Raw genomic sequence first — 21,140 nt, 5'->3', positions numbered from 1 at the left:
GTTGTGATCTGGTCTAAAAACACAATCTGCACTCGTAGCTCAGCTGGATAGAGTACTCGGCTACGAACCGAGCGGTCACAGGTTCGAATCCTGTCGAGTGCACCATACAAACAAAAAGCCCGCCTAGTGCGGGCTTTTTGCCGTCTGGGGTTTGTGTAGGACTTCATCTTTTTCTCGCCCCGCCATGTGTTTTCCTTTCAGCCTGCGTCGTCGCAGTTCATAGATGCAGCCAATGCTCAGCTTCGGCTCGCAAGCGCTTGTTCTTTCCAGTTTTTTAACGTTTAAAACGGCCGGGCGGTGTATCATTGCGCCCGTCAGCCCCGCCGGGGCTTGTGGAATACCTCCATGGACTTACCCAGTAGTTACTCAGTACCCCGTTTTACCAATCATGAATTGACTGATTGATCCTTCCGGCGTGCCCCGCTGCTGGGAGTGGAGTTCGCCTATGACCGAAGTAGAAGTAAAGAAAACACAAGACAGCCTGCAGGATCGTTTGGCTCAGGTTATCGAGCTGCTGCAGCGCCAGCGCGTGGTCGAAGACCTCACGCACCGCCAGGAAGGTCCGCACCACGACCGCGTTGAAAACCTGGTTCACCGGCAAAACCTCGTCGAGTTGCAGCGCAAGCTCGATGATTTGCACTCCGCTGACGTCGCCTACATTCTCGAAGCCTTGCCGCTGGACGATCGTCTGACCCTCTGGCAGTTGGTCAAGGCCGAGCGCGACGGTGACATCCTCCTCGAAGTATCCGACTCGGTCCGTGAAACACTGATCGCCGACATGGACGATCACGAACTCCTGGCCGCGGCCAAGGAGATGGACGCCGACGAGCTGGCTGACCTGGCCCCTGAGCTGCCGCGTGATGTTGTCCATGAGCTGATGGAAGCGCTCGACAGCCAGCAACGTGAGCGTGTGCGCTCTGCACTGTCCTACGACGAGGACCAGGTCGGCGCGCTGATGGACTTCGAGATGGTCACCATCCGCGAAGATGTCAGCCTGGAAGTGGTATTGCGCTATCTGCGTCGCCTCAAAGAATTGCCCGGCCACACCGACAAATTGTTCGTGGTCGACTACGAAGGCATTCTCAAGGGCGTGCTGCCGATCAAGCGTCTGCTGGTGAATGATCCGGAAAAGAAAGTGGCGGATCTGATGGCCAGCGATACGGTGAGTTTTCACCCGGATGAAGACGCCTACGAGGCAGCGCAGGCGTTTGAGCGGTATGACTTGATCTCGGCCCCGGTGGTCGACAAGAACGGCAAGCTGATTGGCCGTTTGACCATCGACGAAATGGTCGACCTGATTCGTGAAGAGAGTGAAACCGAAGTTCTGAACATGGCGGGTTTGCGTGAAGAGGAAGATATCTTCGCGTCGGTCTGGCGTTCTCTGCATAACCGCTGGGCCTGGCTGGCGATCAACCTGATCACGGCCTTTATTGCTTCGCGTGTTATCGGGTTGTTTGAAGGCTCCATCGAGAAGCTGGTAGCCCTCGCGGCGCTCATGCCGATTGTGGCGGGTATCGGCGGCAACTCTGGTAATCAGACCATCACCATGATCGTGCGCGCGATGGCGCTGGATCAGGTCAGTACGGCCAATTCCTCGCGGCTGTTGCGAAAAGAGTTGGCCGTGGGCCTGATCAACGGCTTGGTGTGGGGCGGCGTGATCGGTGTGGTGGCGTACTTGCTGTATGGCAGTTGGTCGCTGGGCGTCGTGATGACGGCCGCCATGACCCTCAATCTGCTGTTGGCGGCATTGATGGGCGTATTGATTCCTATGACCCTGGCGCGCCTTGGGCGCGACCCAGCAATGGGCGCCAGCGTTATGATCACCGCCATGACCGACAGTGGTGGCTTCTTCATCTTCCTGGGCCTGGCGACGATCTTTCTGCTATAGCCCTGCGGCGGGAGCAACTCTGCTCCCGCTTGCTTTCTCCTCCAGGCCTTTCTTTCCCAAATCCCAGGCAAAAAAAAGCCAGCACATGGCTGGCTTCGGCTTTCAACTGCAGATTAATTGGCTTCTGCGGCCGCCTCAACGTCGTGCGCGATAAGCGAGACGAGGGCATTTTGCTGGCGGTGGGAGAGCTGACGAAAACGCTGCAGCAGTTCGCGTTCGTGCAGTGACAGCTCAGGGCTGTCCAGGCGCATGCTCAACTCTTCGCCCAGCGCACCTTCCTGAATGAGGCTTTGTTCCAGGCGCGCGATGATTTCGGAGTTCATGCTGCGGTGATGATTGCGAGCCACCTCGGCAATGCGTTCCCGCATTCCGTCTGGCAGACGTACGACGAACTTGTCAGCCGTACGGCTGGAATAAATTGCCTGTTTCAATGGGCGCATATATTTAACCGGTTAGTTCAGGGGAGCGGTTTTTGGAATTGGCCGCAAGATGAGTGTTAAGACAAGGCTCACGACCAAAGTTCAACCCGAATTGCAAAGAGGCCGCATCATGCCTCAGATTTGACATTTCCTTGGCGTCAATTCTGTGACAAATATTGAACTGCCTAAAGGCTTTATGCCAGCACTCATTTGCATTTTTGCGGACTGGTTTGAAAAAATTTCAACGCGTAATTTTACGAGGGAACTTCTCGTAAGTCCAAGCCGCGAAAGGATTTTAGGCCGTACATCGTATAGCAATATGGCCTTTTGCCCTCGTCTTTAAGACTAGTGGCAATTTGCCGATTTACTAGGGCAAGGCGACATAAGGTAGGCGCAGGCGACGCAAGGCAGGCGTTAGCGCAGCACGGGGTCGAATTTAATGCGGCGGCCAACGATAAGGGTGATGACCAGTAAGCCGGCGAACACGCCGGTGGCGATGAGGGCGGTGGTTTCACCATCTTGAGAGGTGGTGCTCAAGGCAAATACGCCGGTTGCCAGGGTCAGGCAGAGGAATAGCCAGGCGGGTTTGGTCATAAAGGTTTCCTCAGAAAACCCAGTGTTCGGATGCAGGTGCGGCCTGGGTGTCCTGGGTCACACGAACAGGCGATTGCACTGTCGGGGTCATCACCGCCAACTGCGGGCGCTGTTGCAGGTGGTGTGGCACCGGCTGGCTGATTTGCGCAACGTCATCGTGGGTTGATTGGAAATGGAACAGGACCAGTGCGGACAAGGCGAGAGCGTTGAGGCTTAACAGAAGGGCGCTGTTCATGTTCTTGTTCTCCGCAGTGGCTGGGCCGAATGGTTTTATAAGATAAGTATTGCAGGTCCCGTGCCAAACTTTTATTTCAATAAAAACAATGGTTTAGCTATGTTTTAAAGAGGCGTTTCGTTGCAATTTGCAATGCTGGCATTTTGGGGGAGTGCAATTTGCACGATGGCGCCAAGTGTCCGGTTTTACACGGCGAAACTGCGACAGCCCTTACAAGGATCGGCCTACACTCAAAAAGCCAACGGACGACATGACAAAACCTACCTCGGCCGTTAACATGCACGCCGTCCGTCGCCGCGCCTCTGGCCCCCGGCTGTCATTTGTCCCAGTAGCTCAATTGGATAGAGCATCCCCCTCCTAAGGGGAAGGTTGGCCGTTCGAACCGGCCCTGGGACACCATATAATTCAAGGCTTTCAGCCTGAATCTGGTTTCAAATTCTAGCGCTGGGCTATCGCCGGGCTAGCATCAGATAAGCTCACTTGGAATTGGCCCCACAAGCTTGGCATCGACATTCGACGTTGCTTGCGAAGATCCGCGCCTGTACCTGGGCTACTTGACAGTTGTTGCATACAAACGACGTTGGCTTCCACGCTGGGCCAGGATGGTCTATGTCCTTTGCATCGCTGTCGGAAAGTAATTCCGCCACGAAATATACACCGTGCATCTGGGTGGGAAGTTTAGGTGTAGCTGGGATCTCACCGAGGCGAAGGCCATCGGCAGGCACCGCCAGGTGGTCGATCGCGTCGCCATATTCAACGGACAGCAGCACCTTGGCCGGGTCCGCGCGGTCGCGGTACTCGAAGCGCTGCGCTTCTTCGTTCCAGGTGGGAATGCCGGGATGCTGAGAGTGAAAGCGAGCACCTTCACGCTGGCGAATAGTCCTGGAGATGGGCTCGCGGTCGTTTTGTGTGCCTTGCACTCTCATCCATGTCGGATGACCATCGACCATGATGCCTACCTGGCGATCCATGAGCGGTACGAAGGTGACCGGCGGCTTGCCTTTGGCGTTGCACTTCTTGATGAACTCACGCTCGCGGTTCCAGCAGGACACGCAGAGCGTCCCTCCAACGATTCGCGAACCGCCGCGGCCGCACCGCGTGCAGCGCCGGCCCTCATCAGGGGAACCCACCATAGTCCGTTCCCCCGTAACCCGCAGGGCCTGCAAGGGATCGACGCCAGTGGCATGGATCTCACCGACCACGCACCCACGGCAGGCCATGAACCGGACGGCCTCGCGGTCCTTCTTAGCGCCCAGCCAGCGGTTCGCGCAGGTGCCAGTGTCGAGAGTGCCCCGTATCTTCTCGCATTCGAAGTGCCGCTTCCCTGGCAGCAGGTCGTCCCGATAGATGATGCCGTGTGAGCTGGCGTCTGCGCCTGGAATGTCTACCGCGGCGGTCATGACCGTAACTCGCCATTGAGGCCGAGTCGGACGGCGCGTAATTCCGAAGCGCTCATGCTCAGCAGACTGTCATCGGTGTCATCAGCGGCGGTCAGCTCGGCCAACTGCGCCGACAGTGAGGCAAGGGCGGCGTTGGGGGCGACAGGAACTGGTGATGCGCTTCTGGGCACCTGGCGTATCACCGGCTCCTGCAGGGCCCGGCGCGCCATTTTGATCCCGAGCTCGATCACGTCGGCATGGGTTCTGCCGTGTTCGATGGCGATCGAGCGAAGGATCTGGGCCGTGGTCTTATCCATCTCCACGGTCATGCGGATGATGCCCGCAAGTTTCAGGTTATCGCGGCGCTTCTTCTGGCGCTGTTTCGGTGTTTGCGACGTTTTCATGCCGTGCTCCATGATCACATATGCGGAATGTGCTCATGTTCTCCTCACGACTATGCCTGGTCCGTGGTCACGCGACCTTTATCATTAGTGTTCATGCGCTACCGTGGCCTGATAACGGCCGGAACGCCACGAATTGAGGCCTGGACATATCCCCATTTAAACGTCAGCACCCTGTTTGCGCCCTATACGCGCCCTAACCGAAATCGCGTGAACAATAATGCTTTAGTTATCCAGTACATACCCACACTGACCCCCAGATTGTTAATCAGGGCATCTATCGAATGCCTTCTCTTTCGTTGACTCCATCGCATGACAGCGTCAGATCACTGCGCGCCACGGAACAGCGGGCGGGATCCTCACAGCGGCGCGGAGCATACCACCATGACAGATGCCAGCTTCATCCTGACACCCACTGAACTGGTTCAGCGCTGGAGAAACCGTGTCAGTGTGCGGACGCTGGCGAACTGGCGATCAAACTCGAATGGCCCCAGGTACGTGAAAATCAGTGGCCGGGTAGGCTACAAGCTGGCAGATGTCGCGGCCTGGGAAGGCAAGCGCACGGTCGGGGGTACCGGGGACTATCGCTCCTGAACAAAAACCACCATTGGCGCCGCGGGCTGGCACACCCGCCGGCCCTGGCGCCAGGTGCTAGGTATCAGCGCACCCCGCTGACTTTGGGTGTTCCCACGACAGTGCTGATCTGGGGCTCTGCGATGGCATTGCCTGCCGTGTCGCGCAGGGTGAACTCGCCAGACTGATGCACCTCGACGCGGATTGGCTCAGCTGCCCTGCTGGACTCAATCTCACGCTTGCGTCGCTCGATCGCCGGGACGTAATCCGCGTTAATTGGGCCCCACTGATCTTCATCGTAGCCGCCATGATAGCTTTTCAGCATCTTGTCGGTGTTGCTACCGTACTTGGCTTTGCGCTCCTTCATCAGCTCGTCGTACATGTAGAACGCATCGTCGGTATTGGTCGGATCCAGCTGGCGACCGACGCGACCTGAGAAGACGGCTGTGTTAGCCGGCATGATCTGGAAAAGGCCCCGCGCACCCTTGCTGCTGGTGGCGTTGGAGTTGAACGAGCTTTCCTGCGCCATGAGGCCTGCGGTGGTCCCCTCAGGCAAGCCAGCCTTGCGATCGGACTCAGCTGCACGGGCCAGCAGCTCGGGTGTGGCGCCCGACACCCCAGGGGAACCAGATGACGTAGCCCGGGTGTTGGTGGGCAAGGCTGTATCTTGGTCGCGCAGTACTCGGTGAAGCTCTGGGGCGCCGGCCGGCACGTTGTCGAGGGTGTTTTTCTTGTGTTGCTGGCTCTCGGCGGAGATGGCGTCGTCGTATTCCTTTTTCGCTGCCCAGTATTCGTTGCCGAGCGCTTCTTCATCCTCGTTTTGGAGCGCAGTGGCGCCACGCTTCCAGAAGGGTACTTTCTCTGAATATGCCTTCCAGGCGGCGTCCTTCTTCGTACCCAGGCTCGACTCGATGCCGCCAAGACGCTGCTGGTGCTCGGTTTCCCGGGCACGCTGCTCCGGAGTGCCTGGCACGTCCATCCCCGCCAGCTTCAGCACACCCGACTGGATCGAGCTGATCATCGGCAAGCCTTCCTCGGCCAGGCGGATCATTGCGTTGGCGCCGTTAATGGATGCCGTACGAGCCAGCGAGCCATCGGTGTCGTCCTGGTTCTTGCTGGCCGCGTCCTTAGCCATCGCGTCCTTTTCGGTCTCGCTCAGGGAGCCATTGGCCTCGATCTGGCTCAATTTCGAGATGCCCGTCGCGTTGACCTTGCTCGGATCGACACCCAGGCGGCCGAGGCGCTGCACAAGGCCACCGATATTGGCCGATCCGGTGGATTGGAAAGCCGACGCCTGAGCGTAGGACAGGCCGAACTGCGTCTTCATCGCGTTGAGCATCAGCTCCCGCGGCTTGCCTCTGTACTGCTCCTCCAGGTCTTTTAGCAGAAGCTCCATGTTGGTCTTCGACGAAGTCGCAGCGGTGGGAGGCTGGATGCCGTTCTTGGCGTTGTAAGCGCCGATCGCGGACTCAGGGCCAAAGGTGCTTTGGCCGGTGGCGAACAAACCTCCCTCCAGCTGCATGTCTGCCTGGACGGTGTTGAGGCCCAAGCGGCTTTGCAGCGTACGGTTCATGAAGTTTTTGCCGGCTTCGGTGATGCCGCCCTGGCTCACCGCGTTGTCGGCCCTGGCGATCATGTTTGCGTTGTTGGCTGGCGTCGTGCCGGGCAGACCGGACTGCGACAGGCCTACCATCTTCGCTAGCCAGGCCTCGCCGTTCCCGGAGCCGAGGGTGCGCTCGGCTGTGCCTTCCATATAGCGGCTCAGGCCGGACATGACGTCCGCCATGCGAGGCAGCTCGCCGGCCTTGGCGACGCTCTCACCGATCATCAGCGCCAGGCGCTTGTTGTCGTCGACGCTCTTGGTGATGCCCAGGCCCTTCATCTGGCCGAAGAAGTCGACGCCGGCGGACGGATCGAGGCCGAACGATCGGGAGAAGCCTACGCCAACGCCTACCTCGTCGCGCAAGGCGCCCAGGTCCTTGTCGGAGCCACCGGCCAGCTTGGCATAGCGGGAAGTCAGGCCGGTCGCCTCGGTGTCGCTCAGGCTGAATTCGTCCGCCAGGTTGCGCGTATGCCCCTGCAGCTCCTGGTAGTTAACGTTGGTGTCGCCGAGGGTGCGCTTTAGGGTGTCCAGGCTGATGGCGATGTCGCGTGCATCACCGAGCGCACCCAGCAGGCTGGTCAGGGAGCCAACAATACCGCCGACCGCCGCCCCAATAGGGCCTCCGGCAAGCCCGCCGGCGATGGCGCCAGAGGAAATACCACCGGCTAGCCCTCCAACCTGGCTGGCAACGCCGCCAGCAAGCCCAGCTGCTGCACCGCCGGCCGCCTTGCGCCACGAACTGCCGCCAGTGCCAGGGGTACGGCCTTCTTCAGGGTTGCCGCCATCACCGCGACCGCCACGGCCACCGCTGCCAGGAGGGGGGATAGGCACAGCAGCTCCGGCTGGCCCCAGACGCCGCACCATGGTCTCGGCATGGCCGGCACGCTGTTTGGGGTCGGTCCAGACCTTGTCCCAGTCGATGCTCCCGAAGCTCTTGCCGCCCTGACCACCGGCTTCAAGCGCACGTTTCAGGCCTGGAGCCATGCGCACGATGGCGTCGAACTCCTGTTTCATCCGGCGAGCGTCTTCGAGGCTGGTCTTGCTGATTGGCTTGAAGTCGATCCGGTCGGCCTCCTGCGCGACACGGCCCAGGTCGTTGAAGGCGGCTTCCAGCTGCTTGATCTGCTGGGCGATATCCGTCTGGTTCAGCTCGGCTTGAACCGGGATCTTGATGCTCATCGTGTGTGCCTCCCGAGCAGAACTTTCAGGTCATCGGTCAGCTCGGCGCCCACATTCAGCAGGTGCTCCGCCTTCGCGGCCTGTGCGGCAGTGATTTTCTTGCCCTTCACGGCCAGGGCCAAGTCTTTGCGCAGCTCAGCCTTCATCGCTGGCGTGCGCTTCTGGTCGTCGTAGCTGTGAGACTTCGGTTTTACCTTCAAGATGGCCGCCAATTTGACTGCCAAGTCATCCGGAAGGGTTTGACCAGCTGCGAACTGGTGGCAGATGTCCCGGGCGTCTGTGCCGGTGATCTTGCCGGCGCTCACCGCCTCATCCAGCTCACGGCGCAGCTCAGCCATGTCCCTGGGCAAGGGCCTATTCAAGCCATCGGTGGGCACGGCCTTCGCCAGGACGACGGTGCGCTTCTTGGGCTGGGCCAGGCGGGCACGGAGCTGTTCGCGGGTCTCGTCGACATTGGCCTTGGCCAGGATGGGAGCTGTGCGCGGTTTCGTGCCGATGGTTTTGCGGAGTTGATCAAATTTGCCCATGGGTGGGTACCTCGGGCCGCTCGCTGGGCGGCGACCCTGTCAGATGTCAGTGTGTGGAAGCGCCGAGGCTCAGTTCTGCGAAGGCTCGATCCTCGGCCCGCATGCGCTGCTCGGTTTCGAGGTTTCGGGCCTTCAGGATCTCGCCCAGGATCGTCAGGGCAGGGCCCATCAGCTCGGGTTCGCCACGCTCAGCACGCTCAAGGGCATTCGCCAGCAGGAGCGGCGTGGAGTCGTCGATAACCCGCAGGCATTCGCGGGTGGCGATCTCCATCTCGGTCAGCTTCGGGCGACCTGGGCTCGCCTTGTTCCCAGCACCAAAACGGCCGTTGGAGTCGCGGTTGGTAGATGTCATGCCTAACTCCTCAAGCGCCGTAGGTAATTTTGCGGACGATGTTGCTTGCCTTGTACGCGCTGGACTGCGCGTTCTTATTGCCAGTAGCCAGGGATGCGGCCACCAATGCCTGATGGCTCTCGATGAATACCTTTTCAGCCAACTGCATGCGCTGCTCGGCGGCGCGGAGCACGGCTTGGTTGTGTAGGTGGTCAAGGGTGGCTTGGGCGTTGTTCAGGGCCTGGCGTGCGGCGTTCGGCTCGGCGCTGTCGGCCTTGTGCTGGGCGGCGGACAAAAGACGCTGCAGGTCTGCGATATCGCCCTGGATCAGGGTGACGGCGCCGGCGTCGTCTGGGCGGGGGTCGCCAGCGGCGCGGCGCTGCTGGATCGCGGCGATCTCGCCCTGCTTGGCGGCCAGGCGTTCGAGGATTTTGGTGGCCTTCGCTACCAGCGTTTGATGGGTGCCTGACGCTTTATTCACGGCTGCGGTGGCCAGGGCCACGTCATGGCATGCCTTCGCAATGGCAGGGTCACGCTCGATCGCCGGCAGAACCTCGCCAGTCAGCTCAACCAGGTCGGGGCATGTGGTTGCAGCCTCGATCGCACTGTGCTGGCTCTCGGTCAGGGCCGCAGTTGCGGTGCGCACTTCGGCGTCTTCCTGTTCAGCCTGCTCGCGATGGGCTTGAGCCTCGGCACCGCGGGCAGCAGTGATCTCGGCCTCTATGCGAGCGATCTCGGTACGGATCGATGCAGTGTCGTCGCCATCGGCAAGGGCGAGTTCAAGGTCTGTCTGGGCAGCTTCGAGCTGCGATGTCAGGGCGGCAATTGTCGACATGGGTGAAACCTCGGCTTAGCATGAATTTGATGTATCCGCCGTTAGCTCTCGGTAATTTCACCGTTAAGCTTCGGTATTCAAATCATCGCGTCACGACAGTTGCCGAAGGTTAGAAATATGAAGTCAGAAGCAGGCGCGAGCCTGCCAGGTGATGCCCATGCGCAGGCGTTAGCAGCCGGTATCCGGCGGCTGGAGCTGGCAATCGAGCGTGAGTCATGGGGAACGGACAGCGTGGCGGATGCCGACCAGGTCTACGAGTTGCCTGAATATTCCGAGTTGCTGGAGCAGGCCTACGGGAGCGGGTTCGTGCAAGGCTACCTGTCACACGAGGGGTTCGACTTCAATGAGATCAACGCCAGGCCTCAGGGGCAACTGAGCGCCCTGGCATACGCCGAGATATGCCGATACGTGAACGCCCTCTACCGGGCAGAGCGGCACAACTGGGGCTGGGGAAGTCTGGTGCTGGCGGCGATCCAGTCCGGAGCGCTCGGCGTGATCGCGGCACGCCTGGAGACGGGACATTAAGCTGGACCCTTAATCTCCCAGATACTACCCGATGCTCATATCAAAACGGGCTGGCCTTGCCATAGCCCTAATCGCTATTGCAGGGCCCGCCTTTGCCGACGCGCCCAAGACGTTCCAGGAGGCCAAAAAGACTGTCTACCGGATCTATGCCGAACGCCCCGTGGAGGCCTACTGCGGCTGCGCCTACACCGGGAAAGCCGTCGACCTGGAAAGCTGCGGCTACCAGCCCCGCAAGAACGCCAAGCGTGCCAGCAGGATCGAGATCGAGCATATCGTGCCGGCATGGGTGATCGGGCATCAGCGCCAGTGCTGGCAGGACGGCGGCCGGCGGAACTGCACCGCCACCGATCCTTTGTTCAGCCAGGCCGAGGGCGACCTGTACAACCTGGTGCCGGTGGTGGGGGAGGTAAACGGGGACCGCAGCAACTACGCCTATGGGCTCGTCCAAGGCGTGGAGCCCCAGTACGGCGCCTGCGCCATGGCGATCGACTTCAAGGCCAAGACAGCGATGCCCAGGCCAGAAATGCGGGGCTTCCTGGCGCGCACCACGCTGTTCATCTACGACAAGTACGATCTGCGCCTCAGCAGCCAGGACCGCCGCGTCTATGAGGCATGGGCACGCCAGTATCCGGTCACTGTGTGGGAGCGGTGGCGTAATCAGCGCGTGGCTTGCGCTATGGGGGACGCTGGCAATCCCTTGGTTGGGCTGATTGAATCATGCCCAGAGCAGGTTACTGATCGTCAGATGGCTGGTAGCTGAGCTATTCAGTGGAATTACCCTGTAATCATTGGGCCGCTATTCAACTATGAGTTGAATAGCGGGGGGTGGTTAGGGTAGATTGTTTACCTATGTATACATCTCTGGCTGTCCAATCGGCCAAGGAAGCACATCATGAATTTCAAAAATGTCGCTCAGCTTGGTAAGGCTGACCTTGACGCACCTGTTTTCTATGACATGGATCGCATGAATGTTTCGCTAGCGAGCGGAGAGATTCGTGTGCCTAAAGGATTGAGTAGAGAAGCACGACGCCAGTTCGTGCGTGAGAACAGAGCAAATGCCCATAGAGGTTAGACTTAGCACTTATTTTTCCGATCTCTACGATCAGCTCCCAAATCGTGACCTAGATCTTATTGATGCTTTCTGGGAGCACTGCGAGAGCTATGGGCTCAACGGCTGGGAAGGAAAAATTAAACCCAGCTGGTTAGTCCCTTATGAATACGCGGACCGTTCGGTCCGCATCAAGCACGCAAAACTCAATAATCTTTGGCATGCGCACATTGGTTTTCCGACATGGAAACCGTCCCGCAACCCAGATCAGAGCTACAAAGTCTCAGAGTGGGTGGTGCATTTTGTGAACAGGGAATCTGACGGTTACATCAGGCTAGTGGATTACGGTTTCCACAACCCATTCCATCTCCCAAGTTCTCGCGAATTAGCCTGAATTTTAGAGCTCACCTCAATAAGCGTGCACGCCCGCTTTCCGCTTGCAGCCTTCGCGGGTCGGTAAGCGCATGATCCATCGCCACCATCATCGCTTCCATCGGCGCTCGATTGATGGATTACCTGCTCAAGCTTTAGCCCCGGTCTGCTCAGCAGCGCTGGATTTCGCCACTAGCTTCACCAGCCCGGTGCTGCACTTGGCCAGTTTCGCCGTCTGCGCGATGCTGTTACCGGCGGCGCGCAGGCTGAGGATCAATGCGTGTCGGTCCGTATCGGCCTTGCGTCCGGTGTAGACTCCCTTACTCTTAGCGATCGCGATGCCCTGTTCCTGTCGCTCGCGGCGTGTCTCGTAGTCGTCGCGGGCCATCTGAAGAGCCAGGCGCAGCAGCATGTCTTGCACGCTCTCCAGCACCACCTTAGCCAAGCCCTCAGACGCCGCCGCCAGTTCGGACAGGTCGACCACACCGGGGATGGCGAGCCGTGCGCCCTTGTCCCGTATGTTGGCGATCAGCTTCTCGGCCTCGGGGAGCGGCAGACGGCTGATGCGGTCAATCTTCTCAGCGATCACCACTTCGCCAGGCTGCAGGTCAGCGATCATGCGCAGCAGCTCTGGACGATCTGCCCGGGCGCCGGATGCCTTCTCTCGGTACACGCAGGCTACGTAGAAGCCAGCGGCCTTGGCGTTGGTCACAATGGCTTCTTGGCGCTCCAGATCTTGCTGATCGGTGGAGACGCGGAGGTAGACACGGGCGATTTTTGAGGCAGGCATACAGAATGGTCTTGGTTAATTAAGGTATACCCATAATTGCTCGTCGATTACGATTGGTCAATATATTCCTTCTGCGACGCTAAATGACCAACACATTTTTGATCAACCAAACTGACCAAGCCTGGGCAAAATGGGATGGTGGGGCATTGTGTAAAAAGTTCATGGCATAGTCTGTTCGCCGAATTCTGCAGGCTCGCCTGAGAAGTCAATCACTGGCTTCCGGTACCCAGAGCCTGCCATATGGACCATCGAAGCAGGCATTGAGAATTGCCTCACTGCGAATGCTGATGGGGATTAACTCTCCCCAGCGGTTCAACTCCAATGCCAATATCGGCTCAAACGTTGTCCCGTCCCTGCGTTTGATCTGGTCGTACACACGCACCTCATCCCCTCGCTGCTGAACGATGGTTTCCATCCAGGCACCTTCATGCTGCATCTCGGAAACTCTTGCTAGCAACAAACTCATCAGCGGTAGGTACCTGCCATCTTTGACACGGCAATCAATCTCAAAATCTTCGACAACGCTTCGAGCTTGCGAAGAGCTGAAGTGGAGCCGATCTCCATATTTTCCCAGCAGGTAGTTGGCGCGGGTGATCTTTTTATCTGACGTGGGAGGCACCTTGCTTTCAGGGGGCTCCACTGCGTGCACAGTGAAGGCGATGCAGAGCGAGAGCAGCGTCGTGAAGAAGATAGTGAGCGTCCGCATTAGCTATTCCAGTAGGGGGGTGGCCTGTTGATGCTAGCGTCCTTTAAACGGGTAGCGTCGATAGCAGCAGAAAAACTGCGCAGTGCACCCAAGATTATCGTCACGCCGGGGAGAACGGGATGGGCTTCCCTCGCGCGCGCGATCACGCACGCATGCGCACGAGGGCTTGGAAGGCCGGTTTCTGCGCGTTTTTTCTATCTGGCAGACGCAATAAGCGTCATCAGGCCCGAAAGCGCCTCGCCAGCCAGTTGAGCGGGCTGACACCCGATCAAGTGGATACTCTTGGCACGCATCCACTCGCCGCGTTTCCCCATTAATTACTGGGCTTTTTGAGGTTTTGCCCCAAAACAAGTGGATCAAGTGTTCATTTTCCCATTACGGGGGGCTATCGCTTGCACGTGCTATATGCCCCATGCCTCTACCACCTTTTTTATAACTTCCCCCCCTAATAATGTTTTAGATCCACTTGTATCCACTGCCACATGAAAATACCTGTAATTGCTGGGCTTTTTGGGAGTGGATCAATGTCCGGCAGATCCACTTGAGACCCACTTGTGATCCACTTTCATCAAGCAAAAAGAAACCCGCACAAGACGGGTTCATTCGGTGACCTTCAGGAGCCGGTGAGACGCGATCGGTTTCATCGGTACGATGAGGTGGCAATCATCTTCTCCGGTATACGGTACCTAGTGCAGCCATCCAGGATGCGTTTCTGAATGCCCATGCCGTGCAGCATCTGCCCGGCTTCTATCGCCTGCGAACGGCTTGGCTTGTCGTATCCCAACTCCAGCAGTAATTGTGTGGCGGTGATCCAGCGGGCTGCTGGCGCCCTCAAATCGTAGTTGGTGGTCAGCAGCTCCTCAATGGGGCTTACCTGGCGGAATTTCTCGTTGCCGGCGTTCAGCTTGGCTTTTTCGCTCGGTGTGAGGTGCCATTGCTCGCCGCCACGGTAGAGCGACATCACCTCGGCCCACAGCTGCTGCATGTCAATGTCGTGGTCGTGTTTGACCGACTCAACGGCGATAACCCAGAACCGCCCGTTGCCGGTGTCGTCCTTGAGGAATTTTTCGCTGTTTACGCTGGCACAGAAAACAGTGCGGCGCGGATACTCGCTGTCGACACGATCATACGGCCGGCGCAGGCGGTCCGTGGTCTGCGAGATGAAGGCCTTCAAGTTCTCCATGTCTCGGCGCAGGGTTGATTCCAACTCGCCCAGCTCAACGATCCAGTGGCTGACAGCCGTCATGACGCTGTCCTTGCTGTTGGCGTCCAAGCTGACGCCTTCGCGGAAAGCGCAAAGCTCTGCCGGCACCAGGCGGCGAAACCACGAGGTTTTACCCAGATCCTGCGCACCGTGGAGAGTCAGCACGCCTTTGGTCCAGAAGCCTTTGTGCTCAAGGCCGGCAGCGCATGAGATGAGCCAGCGTCGCAGCAGCAACGTCCGGAGCTCGGGGTGGCTGCAAACCAGAGTATCCGCCAATTCCTGGAGGCGGCTCACACCGTCCCACGGCTTCGAATCGATCCACTGTAATACTGGATTGTAGGCGTTCGCGTCCGCGATGGCCTTCACGTACTCGGTCAGATTCTCTCTTGGCAGGCCGCAGTGGGCCGCGATGCTATTCAGGTGCGCCAGGTTGACGTTCTGAGCGTTGTCCGAGGTGCCCCAGATGCCAGGCACGGTCAGCTCGGTTTCCTTGCTGATCATGTTGTAGCGAGCTGTGATCTTGAAGTTGCGCATCAGGGCCGCAAGGTTCGGGATCGTGTTGAGTGGGCGCATCTTTGGGCTCAGGTCCGGAAAGTCATGCGCCTGTAAGATCATCATGCCGTGGATCGATTCTTCGGCGTCATGCTCATCATCGACAGCGCTGGCAGTAGCTGGAGGCCAAGGCGAATTGTCTGGCATCGACTCCTGGCCGTATGCTGGAGCATCGTCCATCACCGAAGCATTCGCCTCGACGGCAGGCGCGACCAGCACGGGCGCCGTCATCTTGGCCGCGGCCTTCGCCACCGCTTTGGCAATGATGGCGGCCACAACCTCGTTGCCCTCGGCCAGCGACAAGTCGTTGAAGTCAGTCGGCTCGCCGGTCAGGTCAGCGAACTGAGGCAGAGCGACGACGCCATTGACGGACAGGGCCGCACGGCTAGCGAAGTGCTTGCCCGGGTTCGGTACCGGGGTCGTAGTCCACTGATCGTTGTCCGCGGCCATGACGATGATGGCGTCTGGCTTGGCCTCGCGGATCGAGTCCGCCACGGCCAGCAGGTTCGAGGTATCGAATGTCACTAGTACCAGGTGCCCAGTGGCCTCGTGGACGCTGGCGCCGGTGGCGAAACCCTCGACGATCACGAACACGGGACGGCCGTCGACGGTCTGCGGCCGGCCTATAGCGTAGAACAGTCCATGCTTCCGGCCGCCCTTGCTGAAATCTTTGTCGCGCGCGCCGTCGCCCTTCCCGAGAATCTTGCCGGCGAAAATAGCCTGCAGCGAGTGGATGTTGCGTGACTTATCGGCGATCGGCACCAGCAGAGCGTTGTCGGTCAACGTGTAGACCTCACCGGTTTCCTCGTTGACGAACTCCCAACTGCCAACGCGCAGGCCGTGAGCCTTCACGCCTTTGCGGACCAAGTAAGGGTGATCGTCGCCCGCCGGCTGAGCCGTGGCCCACTTAGCCTGGGCGCGCGCGGCGGCCTCAGCGTGACGAACGCGCTCAGCCTCAACCTTTGCAGCACGTTGTGCCTCGATCCGCTCACGCATGGCGCGGCGCTCAGCAGCAGTCAGAGGCTTGGTGTCGCGATCTGCCTTCCACTGGACCTTCAAATTTCCCAGTCTCTTGTTGCAACCGAAGGTGCCCGCTGGGTTCTCGTCGATGTGAGCACACAGCCAGCCGTTGCGGCTGCCGAGGCGGTCGCCAGTGACGTGGAAGCGCTCAAGGGTTCCATCCATCTTGAGTTTGTCGGCGGTCTCGATGCCCTCAGCCAGCATGGCCTGAAATAGCGAGTCGATCGCCGCCTGCTCGTGGGTGACCAGGCTCATACGCGCTCACCGCGAGCGTGCTTGTTCAGCAGCTCCACCAGTTGGGAAAAGGTCAGCGTTTTCGGCTTGAGGTTGTCGCGACGAGTCATCATGAAGGCATCGCCGGCGCGGCTGTAAATGACGGCCGGGGCTTTATGGTCGCCAAAGCGTGGAACGCCGTCAGCACCAGCCAGGCGCCATCGGTTGAAGCCTTCGGGGGCCATGCTGGTCGGCACGAACTGGCCGCGCTGGCGGTGGTTGCACACGCGTTGGCCGTAAACGAAGAAGCCACCAGGTGGGCAATCGTTCACGGACTCGGCGCCCAAGCGCTCCGCGAGAGTAGCGAAGAAATCCTCGTCGAAATCTTCGACAAATGGCATCGCCTGGGCTTGCTGTTTGTGGTCGATGATGCCAATATTGCGGCGTTGATTGATCGAATTTGCTTGAGAAGTCATCTCAGTTTGCTCCTGAGGTGCAGAAATAAGTAAAGAGGCCTGACAGGTGGTGCTGTCGGGCTTTTTTGCGTTTAGGCCTTTTGGTTTTGTGCGCATGCTTGGCGCTCCTTGAGCCAGTTTTCGATTACTTCTGGCAGCCAGACCATGGTTCGCTTGCTCAAACGGATCGGCTGCGGGATCTCGCCAGCGTCCATCATTCGGAAAACTGTACGGCGGCTCACTCCGATAATTCGGGCGACCTCGACGACATCAATAGTTGGGCTCATATCGGCTCCGGCGGCTCTGTTAGTGACGTTGACGCGAGATTGACGTCACGACGAGCCACATGCTCTCGTCTAATTAACCAGACATCAATGGCACGATTTGTGAATAGAAGGCCGGCGCTGATCCAATTTGATCAACCGTCGAACGGCTGGAAGCGCAAAAGAGTTTTATGATTTTTTTTGATGATTTAGCTCGAAATCATCACTCATGTTGATGGTTTGCTCGCTGAAGGGGAACCATCAATCTGTCGTCGTCGTGATGGCAATCTTCTGGTGTCGCATAGGCATATCGGCAAACCTCAGTAGCAAGACTTAGCCCGCTCCCCGTGTGGTCATATACAAAGGGAGCGGGCTTTTTTGTCTGTGTTCACGGGACTACCGGTGCAAATGTCGTGATTGCACTATTTTTCCTGTACCGCTGCTCCCGGTATTGCTCCGCTTGCGCTAGTTCGTTCATATGCTCCAGCGCACAAGCCTCGCCAGATTTTGTGATCTTGGCGGGCTTTTTTTGTGCCTGCGGAAGGGGTTAGACCCAGAAGCTTTGCGGAAACACCACGATCAGGCCCAGCGCGAAGCCCGCCAACGTTGTCATGGCGACGATCAGGGCAGTCGAAGGAGTCAGCGCATGCACATCGCGGCCCAAGGTCGCCAGCGCGCTCACAGCTCCTCCCCAAAGTGACGCGCCACAGCTCGTGGGGTCAGCTCGTGTCGGCGGCCGGCGACAATCTTGCCCTCAGCGTCGACGATGCGGAACATGCCCATCCCCCATTCATGCAGCGACATGCGCCCTTGGGGCTTGATCATGCGGCAGCCATGCGCCTTGGCGATCCGGCGGGCACTGTTGATGAGGTCGCGGGTGAACTCGGGGTTGTCTTCGTAGAGGCTAGGCATGCTTCACCCCCTTGCCCAGCTCGCCACGCTCGTAGGCTGCGATGACCGCGTCGTATCCGTGGAAGCCCTTAGAGACGACTCGGCCGGAATGGGCACGGCGAACAACCAGGCCGTCGATGCTGCTGTCGATGATGTTGCCCTCGCGCCAGACAAGGCAGCGGGCACGGGCTTCGGAGCTGACTGCGCACTGCTGGCCGTTGACGCGAACGTTCACGGTGATGCCTGGGGCAGCGTAGGTTGGGAGGCGAGCGTCGTTGCTCAGGGGGGGGGAGTTGGATTGCATGGTGTGCTCCTTCCCTCGACCAGAGGGAGTGCGGCTACGCATGGATTGGTCGACTGGGGAGGGCCAGCACACCCTGGGGTGTTCCATGCGCAGGTCCGCATAGAGGATCCTGCTACTCACACCGATCGACCAAGATCAGGTCAGCCTAGATGGCTGGCGATTCTATTCTGTTGTCCCGACTCGCTCAGCCGGTATGTCCGGCGGTGCGGCTGGCGATGAATCTGGCAAGGTCGGCCAATCGGTATCGCACCAAGCGACCAACTTTGGCGAAGGGGAGGTTGTATCGTCCGGTGGAGCGCCAAACCGCAAGTGTGCTGGCCTTCACTCCGAGAGCGCTAGCAGCTTGCTTATCGTCAATCTGGTGTGGGGGTCTGGAAGGGTCATAGCCGAGAGCGACGGCTATCTCGAGTTTGATTGCCTCGATGTTTGCTGCTGCGGAAATAGTCATTAGGTAAAGCCCCGTATTACTTATGTGATGGGGCTATGGTCCGTAAATAGAAGTCTCTATTCACCGCAACTGCGGTAGGCGTCACCGCAGACGATCTGCCGTCAATAGTTGCGGTGCATCACTCGATTTCTTTGCGCCTGGTATTTGCCTCTGAAAATATCGTTTCCAAATTGCGCTTGCTCAGTCCCCGCAAAGGAAATTTTTCCAAAATACTCTCAACAACTGCGTTCTGGCGCATTCCGTTCAGTCGTGGATGTTCAACGGGAGCTTTTAATAGTTCCAGCAGCACGCTAATTACAATCAGGTGCGAGGATTTGGGGTTCGCCTCTGCTGCAAGTCGGGCGGATCGCTCTATTTCCAATTCCTGTTGCAATAGTTCGATCCCGGTTTTTTGAGAACTGCCTCCCATGCGATTCGCCAAATCCTCAATCGCAGGGGGCCGAAACAGCAGGGGGGTGGAGCGCAAGTCTGCGATGCCCTCAGCTAATAGGCCATCTTCCAGCTCCACGACCAATCGGATGCTTGGCGCATATGGATCGGCGAGATGAGCGCTAACAACTGAATGAACGCCGAGTGCCACAACCGATTGTTTGGCAACCATGAGGTGTAGCCTTGTGGTATCGATTTCCGGAGGACTATCGGCATCAATGCAAGCCTGACCCAGTGTGGCGGCATCTAACTCAACGCCTGTGAGTTCTAGAAGCCAAGCAATCGCCTGGCGGTGATCCAGCCGGTGGAGGAGGCGATAGGCAGATGGCTTACTCACAGACTTTCTCCTTTACGCCTGCAGCGGCGAGTATGGCCAGGGTTGCGGTATTTATCGACTGTCGCACGGGATCCAAGTCCAGGCGCGCATAGATTGCAGTTGCCTGCTGTGTTTTATGGTTCAAGCTTTTACCGATGATCGTCAGCGAGGCGCCCGTTTTGGCTTGCCAACTGCCTAGGGTGCGCCGCAGATCATGAATTCGCAGATCGGTCATGTCATAGACCGCAGGGTGGATACCTGCGACATCGGCTGACGCGCGGTAGCGCTTTTCCGCCCTGGCTGGCGCTTCGGCGACCAACTGTTCGGCGACTTGCCGTTCTTCCATGGTGAGTTTCCCCATGGTTTGCAGTTCATCAAGAAGGCGGCGTACGCTCGCACGTTTCAATACAGTCGTCCAGGCTTTTTTGGGCTCAACCAGATGGCCAGTCTTCCCTGTACTCGGAAAAACGAAAGGCGATTGATTTTTCTGTTTTTCCCGCATACGAAGTATTACGGTTGCTTCCGGCGATAACGTCACATTCTGTGGGGTGCCGTTCTTGGTCATTGGCAGACGCCAAACTCCCTCATCCAATTGCAGATCCCGCCACATCATGGCTTGAACATTCGAGCGACGAGCCCCGGTCAACAGCGCTAACAGGAAGAAATCGCACAGGGTTGATTCATTAATGGCGGCGAAAAGCTGGGGCAGTTCATCCGCTTGGGCGAATCTATCTCGCGACGGCGCGGGGTTCTTTTGGATGCGGCTTGCTGGATTGACGCCACTGAACAGCTCTACGTCCGCTGCGAAGTTATATACCGAGGAAATGACGATGGCTGCACGATCAGCCTGAGCATGGCTTGTTTTGCTTGCTTTGCTATGGATCGCCTTAACATCTGCTCTGGTTACTCCACTCAATTTGCGATTTTTTAGCGGAAGCAGATAGATCCGCAGCACGTCACGATAATTGCGTTTTGTCTTGTCGCTCAGCGGTGTGCCGTCCCTTTTCTTTTTTTCAGCCAGGAACCTCTCAAACGCTTCCTCGAATGTGAGTTCGCCACGCACAGCTCGCCTGGCTTTGGCCGGGTCGGCACCGGCAGCGAACTCTCCAAGGATCACGGCGGCCTCAGTTCGTGCTTGCTCGACGGTCATATCGGGGAAGCTTCCGAGCTTTACCCACGCCATGGATGTTCCGGAACGTTTCACAACATAAAAAGATTTGGCGCCAGTGCTGGTGACCCGCACCGCCAGTTTGGGAATTTGTGTGTCGTATACGGTCAGTCGTTTGCCTGCTTCAGGAGGTTGTAACGCTGCTAAAGCAGTTTTTGTGAGTTTGAATCGTTCCATTAATCATAGCGCCTGGTCTGACAGATACGGGCTATCGCCCGGCTAGCACGGGCTATCAAAATACATGAATAATCGTGCTAGCCGGTAAATCGAAGTATCGTCTGAAAGGCCTATTCTGTATAGGTTTGTGAGGGTCTATTAAGATTGGTATATTGATGGACCTTCAAACTCCTAAGGGGAAGGTTGGCCGTTCGAACCGGCCCTGGGACACCAGATTCAAACTCCAAGAATGCCCCGTACAGATTCATCTGGCGGGGCTTTTTTGTGGGTGCTCGTCAAACACCGGTCGAACCTT

The 21,140-nt window shown here is 58.3% G+C and carries 24 protein-coding genes and 2 tRNA genes; 6 read left to right on the top strand and 20 right to left on the bottom strand.

Features of this window, described 5'->3' with window-relative positions; genetic code table 11:
* Window positions 1–28 precede the first annotated feature (28 nt).
* Window positions 29–105, top strand: a tRNA-Arg gene (locus tag PspR76_RS23575).
* Window positions 106–445: 340 nt separating this feature from the next.
* Complete coding sequence (gene mgtE / locus PspR76_RS23570; RefSeq protein WP_159959176.1) at window positions 446–1,888, top strand: magnesium transporter; 1,443 nt, start codon at window positions 446–448, stop codon at window positions 1,886–1,888.
* Window positions 1,889–2,001: 113 nt separating this feature from the next.
* Here the strand turns inward: mgtE and PspR76_RS23565 are convergent, their stop codons facing one another.
* The 3 genes from PspR76_RS23565 to PspR76_RS23555 all read right to left on the bottom strand — a co-directional run bounded on the left by PspR76_RS23565 (window position 2,002) and on the right by PspR76_RS23555 (window position 3,136).
* Window positions 2,002–2,328 carry an Arc family DNA-binding protein gene (locus PspR76_RS23565; RefSeq protein WP_003193592.1) on the bottom strand — a complete coding sequence of 109 codons (327 nt, stop codon included), beginning with the start codon at window positions 2,326–2,328 and terminating at the stop codon, window positions 2,002–2,004.
* 393 nt (window positions 2,329–2,721) lie between these two features.
* Window positions 2,722–2,901 carry a PA3371 family protein gene (locus tag PspR76_RS23560; RefSeq protein ID WP_159959174.1) on the bottom strand — a complete coding sequence of 60 codons (180 nt, stop codon included), beginning with the start codon at window positions 2,899–2,901 and terminating at the stop codon, window positions 2,722–2,724.
* A 10-nt stretch (window positions 2,902–2,911) separates the two neighbouring features.
* Window positions 2,912–3,136, bottom strand: coding sequence for a hypothetical protein (locus tag PspR76_RS23555; RefSeq protein WP_159959172.1), 225 nt, complete (start codon window positions 3,134–3,136; stop codon window positions 2,912–2,914).
* Window positions 3,137–3,458: 322 nt separating this feature from the next.
* On the opposite strand from PspR76_RS23555, the gene PspR76_RS23550 reads away from it, so the two are divergent.
* Window positions 3,459–3,535: transfer RNA gene (locus tag PspR76_RS23550), tRNA-Arg, on the top strand.
* A 77-nt stretch (window positions 3,536–3,612) separates the two neighbouring features.
* Here PspR76_RS23550 and PspR76_RS23545 read toward each other — a convergent pair.
* The 6 genes from PspR76_RS23545 to PspR76_RS23520 form a co-directional block, all read right to left on the bottom strand.
* On the bottom strand, window positions 3,613–4,536 hold the full coding sequence (locus tag PspR76_RS23545; RefSeq protein WP_159959170.1) for a hypothetical protein: 924 nt from the start codon (window positions 4,534–4,536) through the stop codon (window positions 3,613–3,615).
* The gene (locus tag PspR76_RS31125) at window positions 4,533–4,919 is read right to left on the bottom strand and encodes a hypothetical protein (protein ID WP_178119852.1); all 387 of its coding nucleotides are present in this window, start codon (window positions 4,917–4,919) and stop codon (window positions 4,533–4,535) included. The genes PspR76_RS23545 and PspR76_RS31125 overlap by 4 nt, the downstream gene beginning before the upstream one ends.
* Window positions 4,920–5,574: 655 nt before the next feature.
* The gene (locus tag PspR76_RS31145) at window positions 5,575–8,271 is read right to left on the bottom strand and encodes a transglycosylase SLT domain-containing protein (protein ID WP_202982175.1); all 2,697 of its coding nucleotides are present in this window, start codon (window positions 8,269–8,271) and stop codon (window positions 5,575–5,577) included.
* On the bottom strand, window positions 8,268–8,798 hold the full coding sequence (locus PspR76_RS23530) for a hypothetical protein (RefSeq protein WP_159959168.1): 531 nt from the start codon (window positions 8,796–8,798) through the stop codon (window positions 8,268–8,270). The genes PspR76_RS31145 and PspR76_RS23530 overlap by 4 nt, the downstream gene beginning before the upstream one ends.
* A gap of 46 nt (window positions 8,799–8,844) precedes the next feature.
* Window positions 8,845–9,150, bottom strand: a complete 306-nt coding sequence (locus tag PspR76_RS23525; protein WP_159959166.1) for a hypothetical protein — start codon at window positions 9,148–9,150, stop codon at window positions 8,845–8,847.
* Between the two features lie 10 nt (window positions 9,151–9,160).
* The gene (locus PspR76_RS23520; RefSeq protein ID WP_159959164.1) at window positions 9,161–9,964 is read right to left on the bottom strand and encodes a hypothetical protein; all 804 of its coding nucleotides are present in this window, start codon (window positions 9,962–9,964) and stop codon (window positions 9,161–9,163) included.
* Between the two features lie 117 nt (window positions 9,965–10,081).
* Here PspR76_RS23520 and PspR76_RS23515 point away from each other — a divergent pair, with 117 nt between their 5' ends.
* The 3 genes from PspR76_RS23515 (at window position 10,082) to PspR76_RS23505 (ending at window position 11,561) form a co-directional block, all read left to right on the top strand.
* Window positions 10,082–10,489, top strand: a complete 408-nt coding sequence (locus PspR76_RS23515; RefSeq protein WP_159959162.1) for a hypothetical protein — start codon at window positions 10,082–10,084, stop codon at window positions 10,487–10,489.
* 31 nt (window positions 10,490–10,520) lie between these two features.
* Window positions 10,521–11,249 (top strand): endonuclease, encoded by a 729-nt coding sequence (locus tag PspR76_RS23510; RefSeq protein ID WP_159959160.1) that lies wholly within the window; start codon window positions 10,521–10,523, stop codon window positions 11,247–11,249.
* A 132-nt stretch (window positions 11,250–11,381) separates the two neighbouring features.
* Window positions 11,382–11,561, top strand: a complete 180-nt coding sequence (locus PspR76_RS23505; protein WP_155717280.1) for a hypothetical protein — start codon at window positions 11,382–11,384, stop codon at window positions 11,559–11,561.
* A 496-nt stretch (window positions 11,562–12,057) separates the two neighbouring features.
* On the opposite strand, the gene PspR76_RS23500 is transcribed toward PspR76_RS23505, so the two are convergent.
* The 11 genes from PspR76_RS23500 to PspR76_RS23455 all read right to left on the bottom strand — a co-directional run bounded on the left by PspR76_RS23500 (window position 12,058) and on the right by PspR76_RS23455 (window position 20,845).
* Complete coding sequence (locus tag PspR76_RS23500; RefSeq protein WP_159959158.1) at window positions 12,058–12,699, bottom strand: recombinase family protein; 642 nt, start codon at window positions 12,697–12,699, stop codon at window positions 12,058–12,060.
* 205 nt (window positions 12,700–12,904) lie between these two features.
* Window positions 12,905–13,405: a hypothetical protein gene (locus tag PspR76_RS23495; RefSeq protein ID WP_159959156.1), complete on the bottom strand. Its 501-nt coding sequence runs from the start codon at window positions 13,403–13,405 to the stop codon at window positions 12,905–12,907.
* A gap of 640 nt (window positions 13,406–14,045) precedes the next feature.
* Window positions 14,046–16,436: a VapE domain-containing protein gene (locus PspR76_RS23490; protein ID WP_159959154.1), complete on the bottom strand. Its 2,391-nt coding sequence runs from the start codon at window positions 16,434–16,436 to the stop codon at window positions 14,046–14,048.
* Window positions 16,433–16,870, bottom strand: coding sequence for a hypothetical protein (locus PspR76_RS23485; RefSeq protein ID WP_159959152.1), 438 nt, complete (start codon window positions 16,868–16,870; stop codon window positions 16,433–16,435). Before PspR76_RS23485 ends, PspR76_RS23490 begins: the two co-directional genes overlap by 4 nt.
* A 71-nt stretch (window positions 16,871–16,941) precedes the next feature.
* Window positions 16,942–17,136: a helix-turn-helix transcriptional regulator gene (locus PspR76_RS23480; RefSeq protein ID WP_081089419.1), complete on the bottom strand. Its 195-nt coding sequence runs from the start codon at window positions 17,134–17,136 to the stop codon at window positions 16,942–16,944.
* 523 nt (window positions 17,137–17,659) lie between these two features.
* Window positions 17,660–17,794 (bottom strand): hypothetical protein, encoded by a 135-nt coding sequence (locus PspR76_RS31460; RefSeq protein WP_257792541.1) that lies wholly within the window; start codon window positions 17,792–17,794, stop codon window positions 17,660–17,662.
* Entirely contained in the window at window positions 17,791–18,024 is a 234-nt protein-coding gene (locus PspR76_RS23475; protein ID WP_060766091.1) for a hypothetical protein, read from the bottom strand. The genes PspR76_RS31460 and PspR76_RS23475 overlap by 4 nt, the downstream gene beginning before the upstream one ends.
* Window positions 18,017–18,307, bottom strand: a complete 291-nt coding sequence (locus tag PspR76_RS23470; protein ID WP_159959150.1) for a hypothetical protein — start codon at window positions 18,305–18,307, stop codon at window positions 18,017–18,019. The genes PspR76_RS23475 and PspR76_RS23470 overlap by 8 nt, the downstream gene beginning before the upstream one ends.
* Before the next feature lie 184 nt (window positions 18,308–18,491).
* Window positions 18,492–18,755 carry a helix-turn-helix domain-containing protein gene (locus tag PspR76_RS23465; protein ID WP_081089420.1) on the bottom strand — a complete coding sequence of 88 codons (264 nt, stop codon included), beginning with the start codon at window positions 18,753–18,755 and terminating at the stop codon, window positions 18,492–18,494.
* A 118-nt stretch (window positions 18,756–18,873) separates the two neighbouring features.
* Window positions 18,874–19,521, bottom strand: coding sequence for a hypothetical protein (locus tag PspR76_RS23460; RefSeq protein ID WP_159959148.1), 648 nt, complete (start codon window positions 19,519–19,521; stop codon window positions 18,874–18,876).
* Window positions 19,514–20,845: a tyrosine-type recombinase/integrase gene (locus PspR76_RS23455; protein ID WP_159959146.1), complete on the bottom strand. Its 1,332-nt coding sequence runs from the start codon at window positions 20,843–20,845 to the stop codon at window positions 19,514–19,516. The genes PspR76_RS23460 and PspR76_RS23455 overlap by 8 nt, the downstream gene beginning before the upstream one ends.
* Window positions 20,846–21,140 lie beyond the last annotated feature (295 nt).

This window comes from Pseudomonas sp. R76 (assembly GCF_009834565.1).
Taxonomy (GTDB): domain Bacteria; phylum Pseudomonadota; class Gammaproteobacteria; order Pseudomonadales; family Pseudomonadaceae; genus Aquipseudomonas.
The sequence above is the reverse complement of the archived record's forward strand: the minus strand, read 5'-3'. Positions and strand labels throughout refer to the sequence as shown.

Coding starts and splice junctions, on each gene's coding strand:
- PspR76_RS23470 (WP_159959150.1), bottom strand. CDS start 18,307: ATGCAATCCAACTCCCCCCCCCTGAGCAACGACGCTCGCCTCCCAACC.
- PspR76_RS23500 (WP_159959158.1), bottom strand. CDS start 12,699: ATGCCTGCCTCAAAAATCGCCCGTGTCTACCTCCGCGTCTCCACCGAT.
- PspR76_RS23505 (WP_155717280.1), top strand. CDS start 11,382: ATGAATTTCAAAAATGTCGCTCAGCTTGGTAAGGCTGACCTTGACGCA.
- PspR76_RS23485 (WP_159959152.1), bottom strand. CDS start 16,870: ATGACTTCTCAAGCAAATTCGATCAATCAACGCCGCAATATTGGCATC.
- PspR76_RS23515 (WP_159959162.1), top strand. CDS start 10,082: ATGAAGTCAGAAGCAGGCGCGAGCCTGCCAGGTGATGCCCATGCGCAG.
- PspR76_RS23525 (WP_159959166.1), bottom strand. CDS start 9,150: ATGACATCTACCAACCGCGACTCCAACGGCCGTTTTGGTGCTGGGAAC.
- PspR76_RS31145 (WP_202982175.1), bottom strand. CDS start 8,271: ATGAGCATCAAGATCCCGGTTCAAGCCGAGCTGAACCAGACGGATATC.
- PspR76_RS23520 (WP_159959164.1), bottom strand. CDS start 9,964: ATGTCGACAATTGCCGCCCTGACATCGCAGCTCGAAGCTGCCCAGACA.
- PspR76_RS23495 (WP_159959156.1), bottom strand. CDS start 13,405: ATGCGGACGCTCACTATCTTCTTCACGACGCTGCTCTCGCTCTGCATC.
- PspR76_RS23480 (WP_081089419.1), bottom strand. CDS start 17,136: ATGAGCCCAACTATTGATGTCGTCGAGGTCGCCCGAATTATCGGAGTG.
- PspR76_RS31125 (WP_178119852.1), bottom strand. CDS start 4,919: ATGAAAACGTCGCAAACACCGAAACAGCGCCAGAAGAAGCGCCGCGAT.
- PspR76_RS23455 (WP_159959146.1), bottom strand. CDS start 20,845: ATGGAACGATTCAAACTCACAAAAACTGCTTTAGCAGCGTTACAACCT.
- PspR76_RS23465 (WP_081089420.1), bottom strand. CDS start 18,755: ATGACTATTTCCGCAGCAGCAAACATCGAGGCAATCAAACTCGAGATA.
- mgtE (WP_159959176.1), top strand. CDS start 446: ATGACCGAAGTAGAAGTAAAGAAAACACAAGACAGCCTGCAGGATCGT.
- PspR76_RS23560 (WP_159959174.1), bottom strand. CDS start 2,901: ATGACCAAACCCGCCTGGCTATTCCTCTGCCTGACCCTGGCAACCGGC.
- PspR76_RS23490 (WP_159959154.1), bottom strand. CDS start 16,436: ATGAGCCTGGTCACCCACGAGCAGGCGGCGATCGACTCGCTATTTCAG.
- PspR76_RS23555 (WP_159959172.1), bottom strand. CDS start 3,136: ATGAACAGCGCCCTTCTGTTAAGCCTCAACGCTCTCGCCTTGTCCGCA.
- PspR76_RS23475 (WP_060766091.1), bottom strand. CDS start 18,024: ATGCCTAGCCTCTACGAAGACAACCCCGAGTTCACCCGCGACCTCATC.
- PspR76_RS23510 (WP_159959160.1), top strand. CDS start 10,521: ATGCTCATATCAAAACGGGCTGGCCTTGCCATAGCCCTAATCGCTATT.
- PspR76_RS23545 (WP_159959170.1), bottom strand. CDS start 4,536: ATGACCGCCGCGGTAGACATTCCAGGCGCAGACGCCAGCTCACACGGC.
- PspR76_RS23565 (WP_003193592.1), bottom strand. CDS start 2,328: ATGCGCCCATTGAAACAGGCAATTTATTCCAGCCGTACGGCTGACAAG.
- PspR76_RS23530 (WP_159959168.1), bottom strand. CDS start 8,798: ATGGGCAAATTTGATCAACTCCGCAAAACCATCGGCACGAAACCGCGC.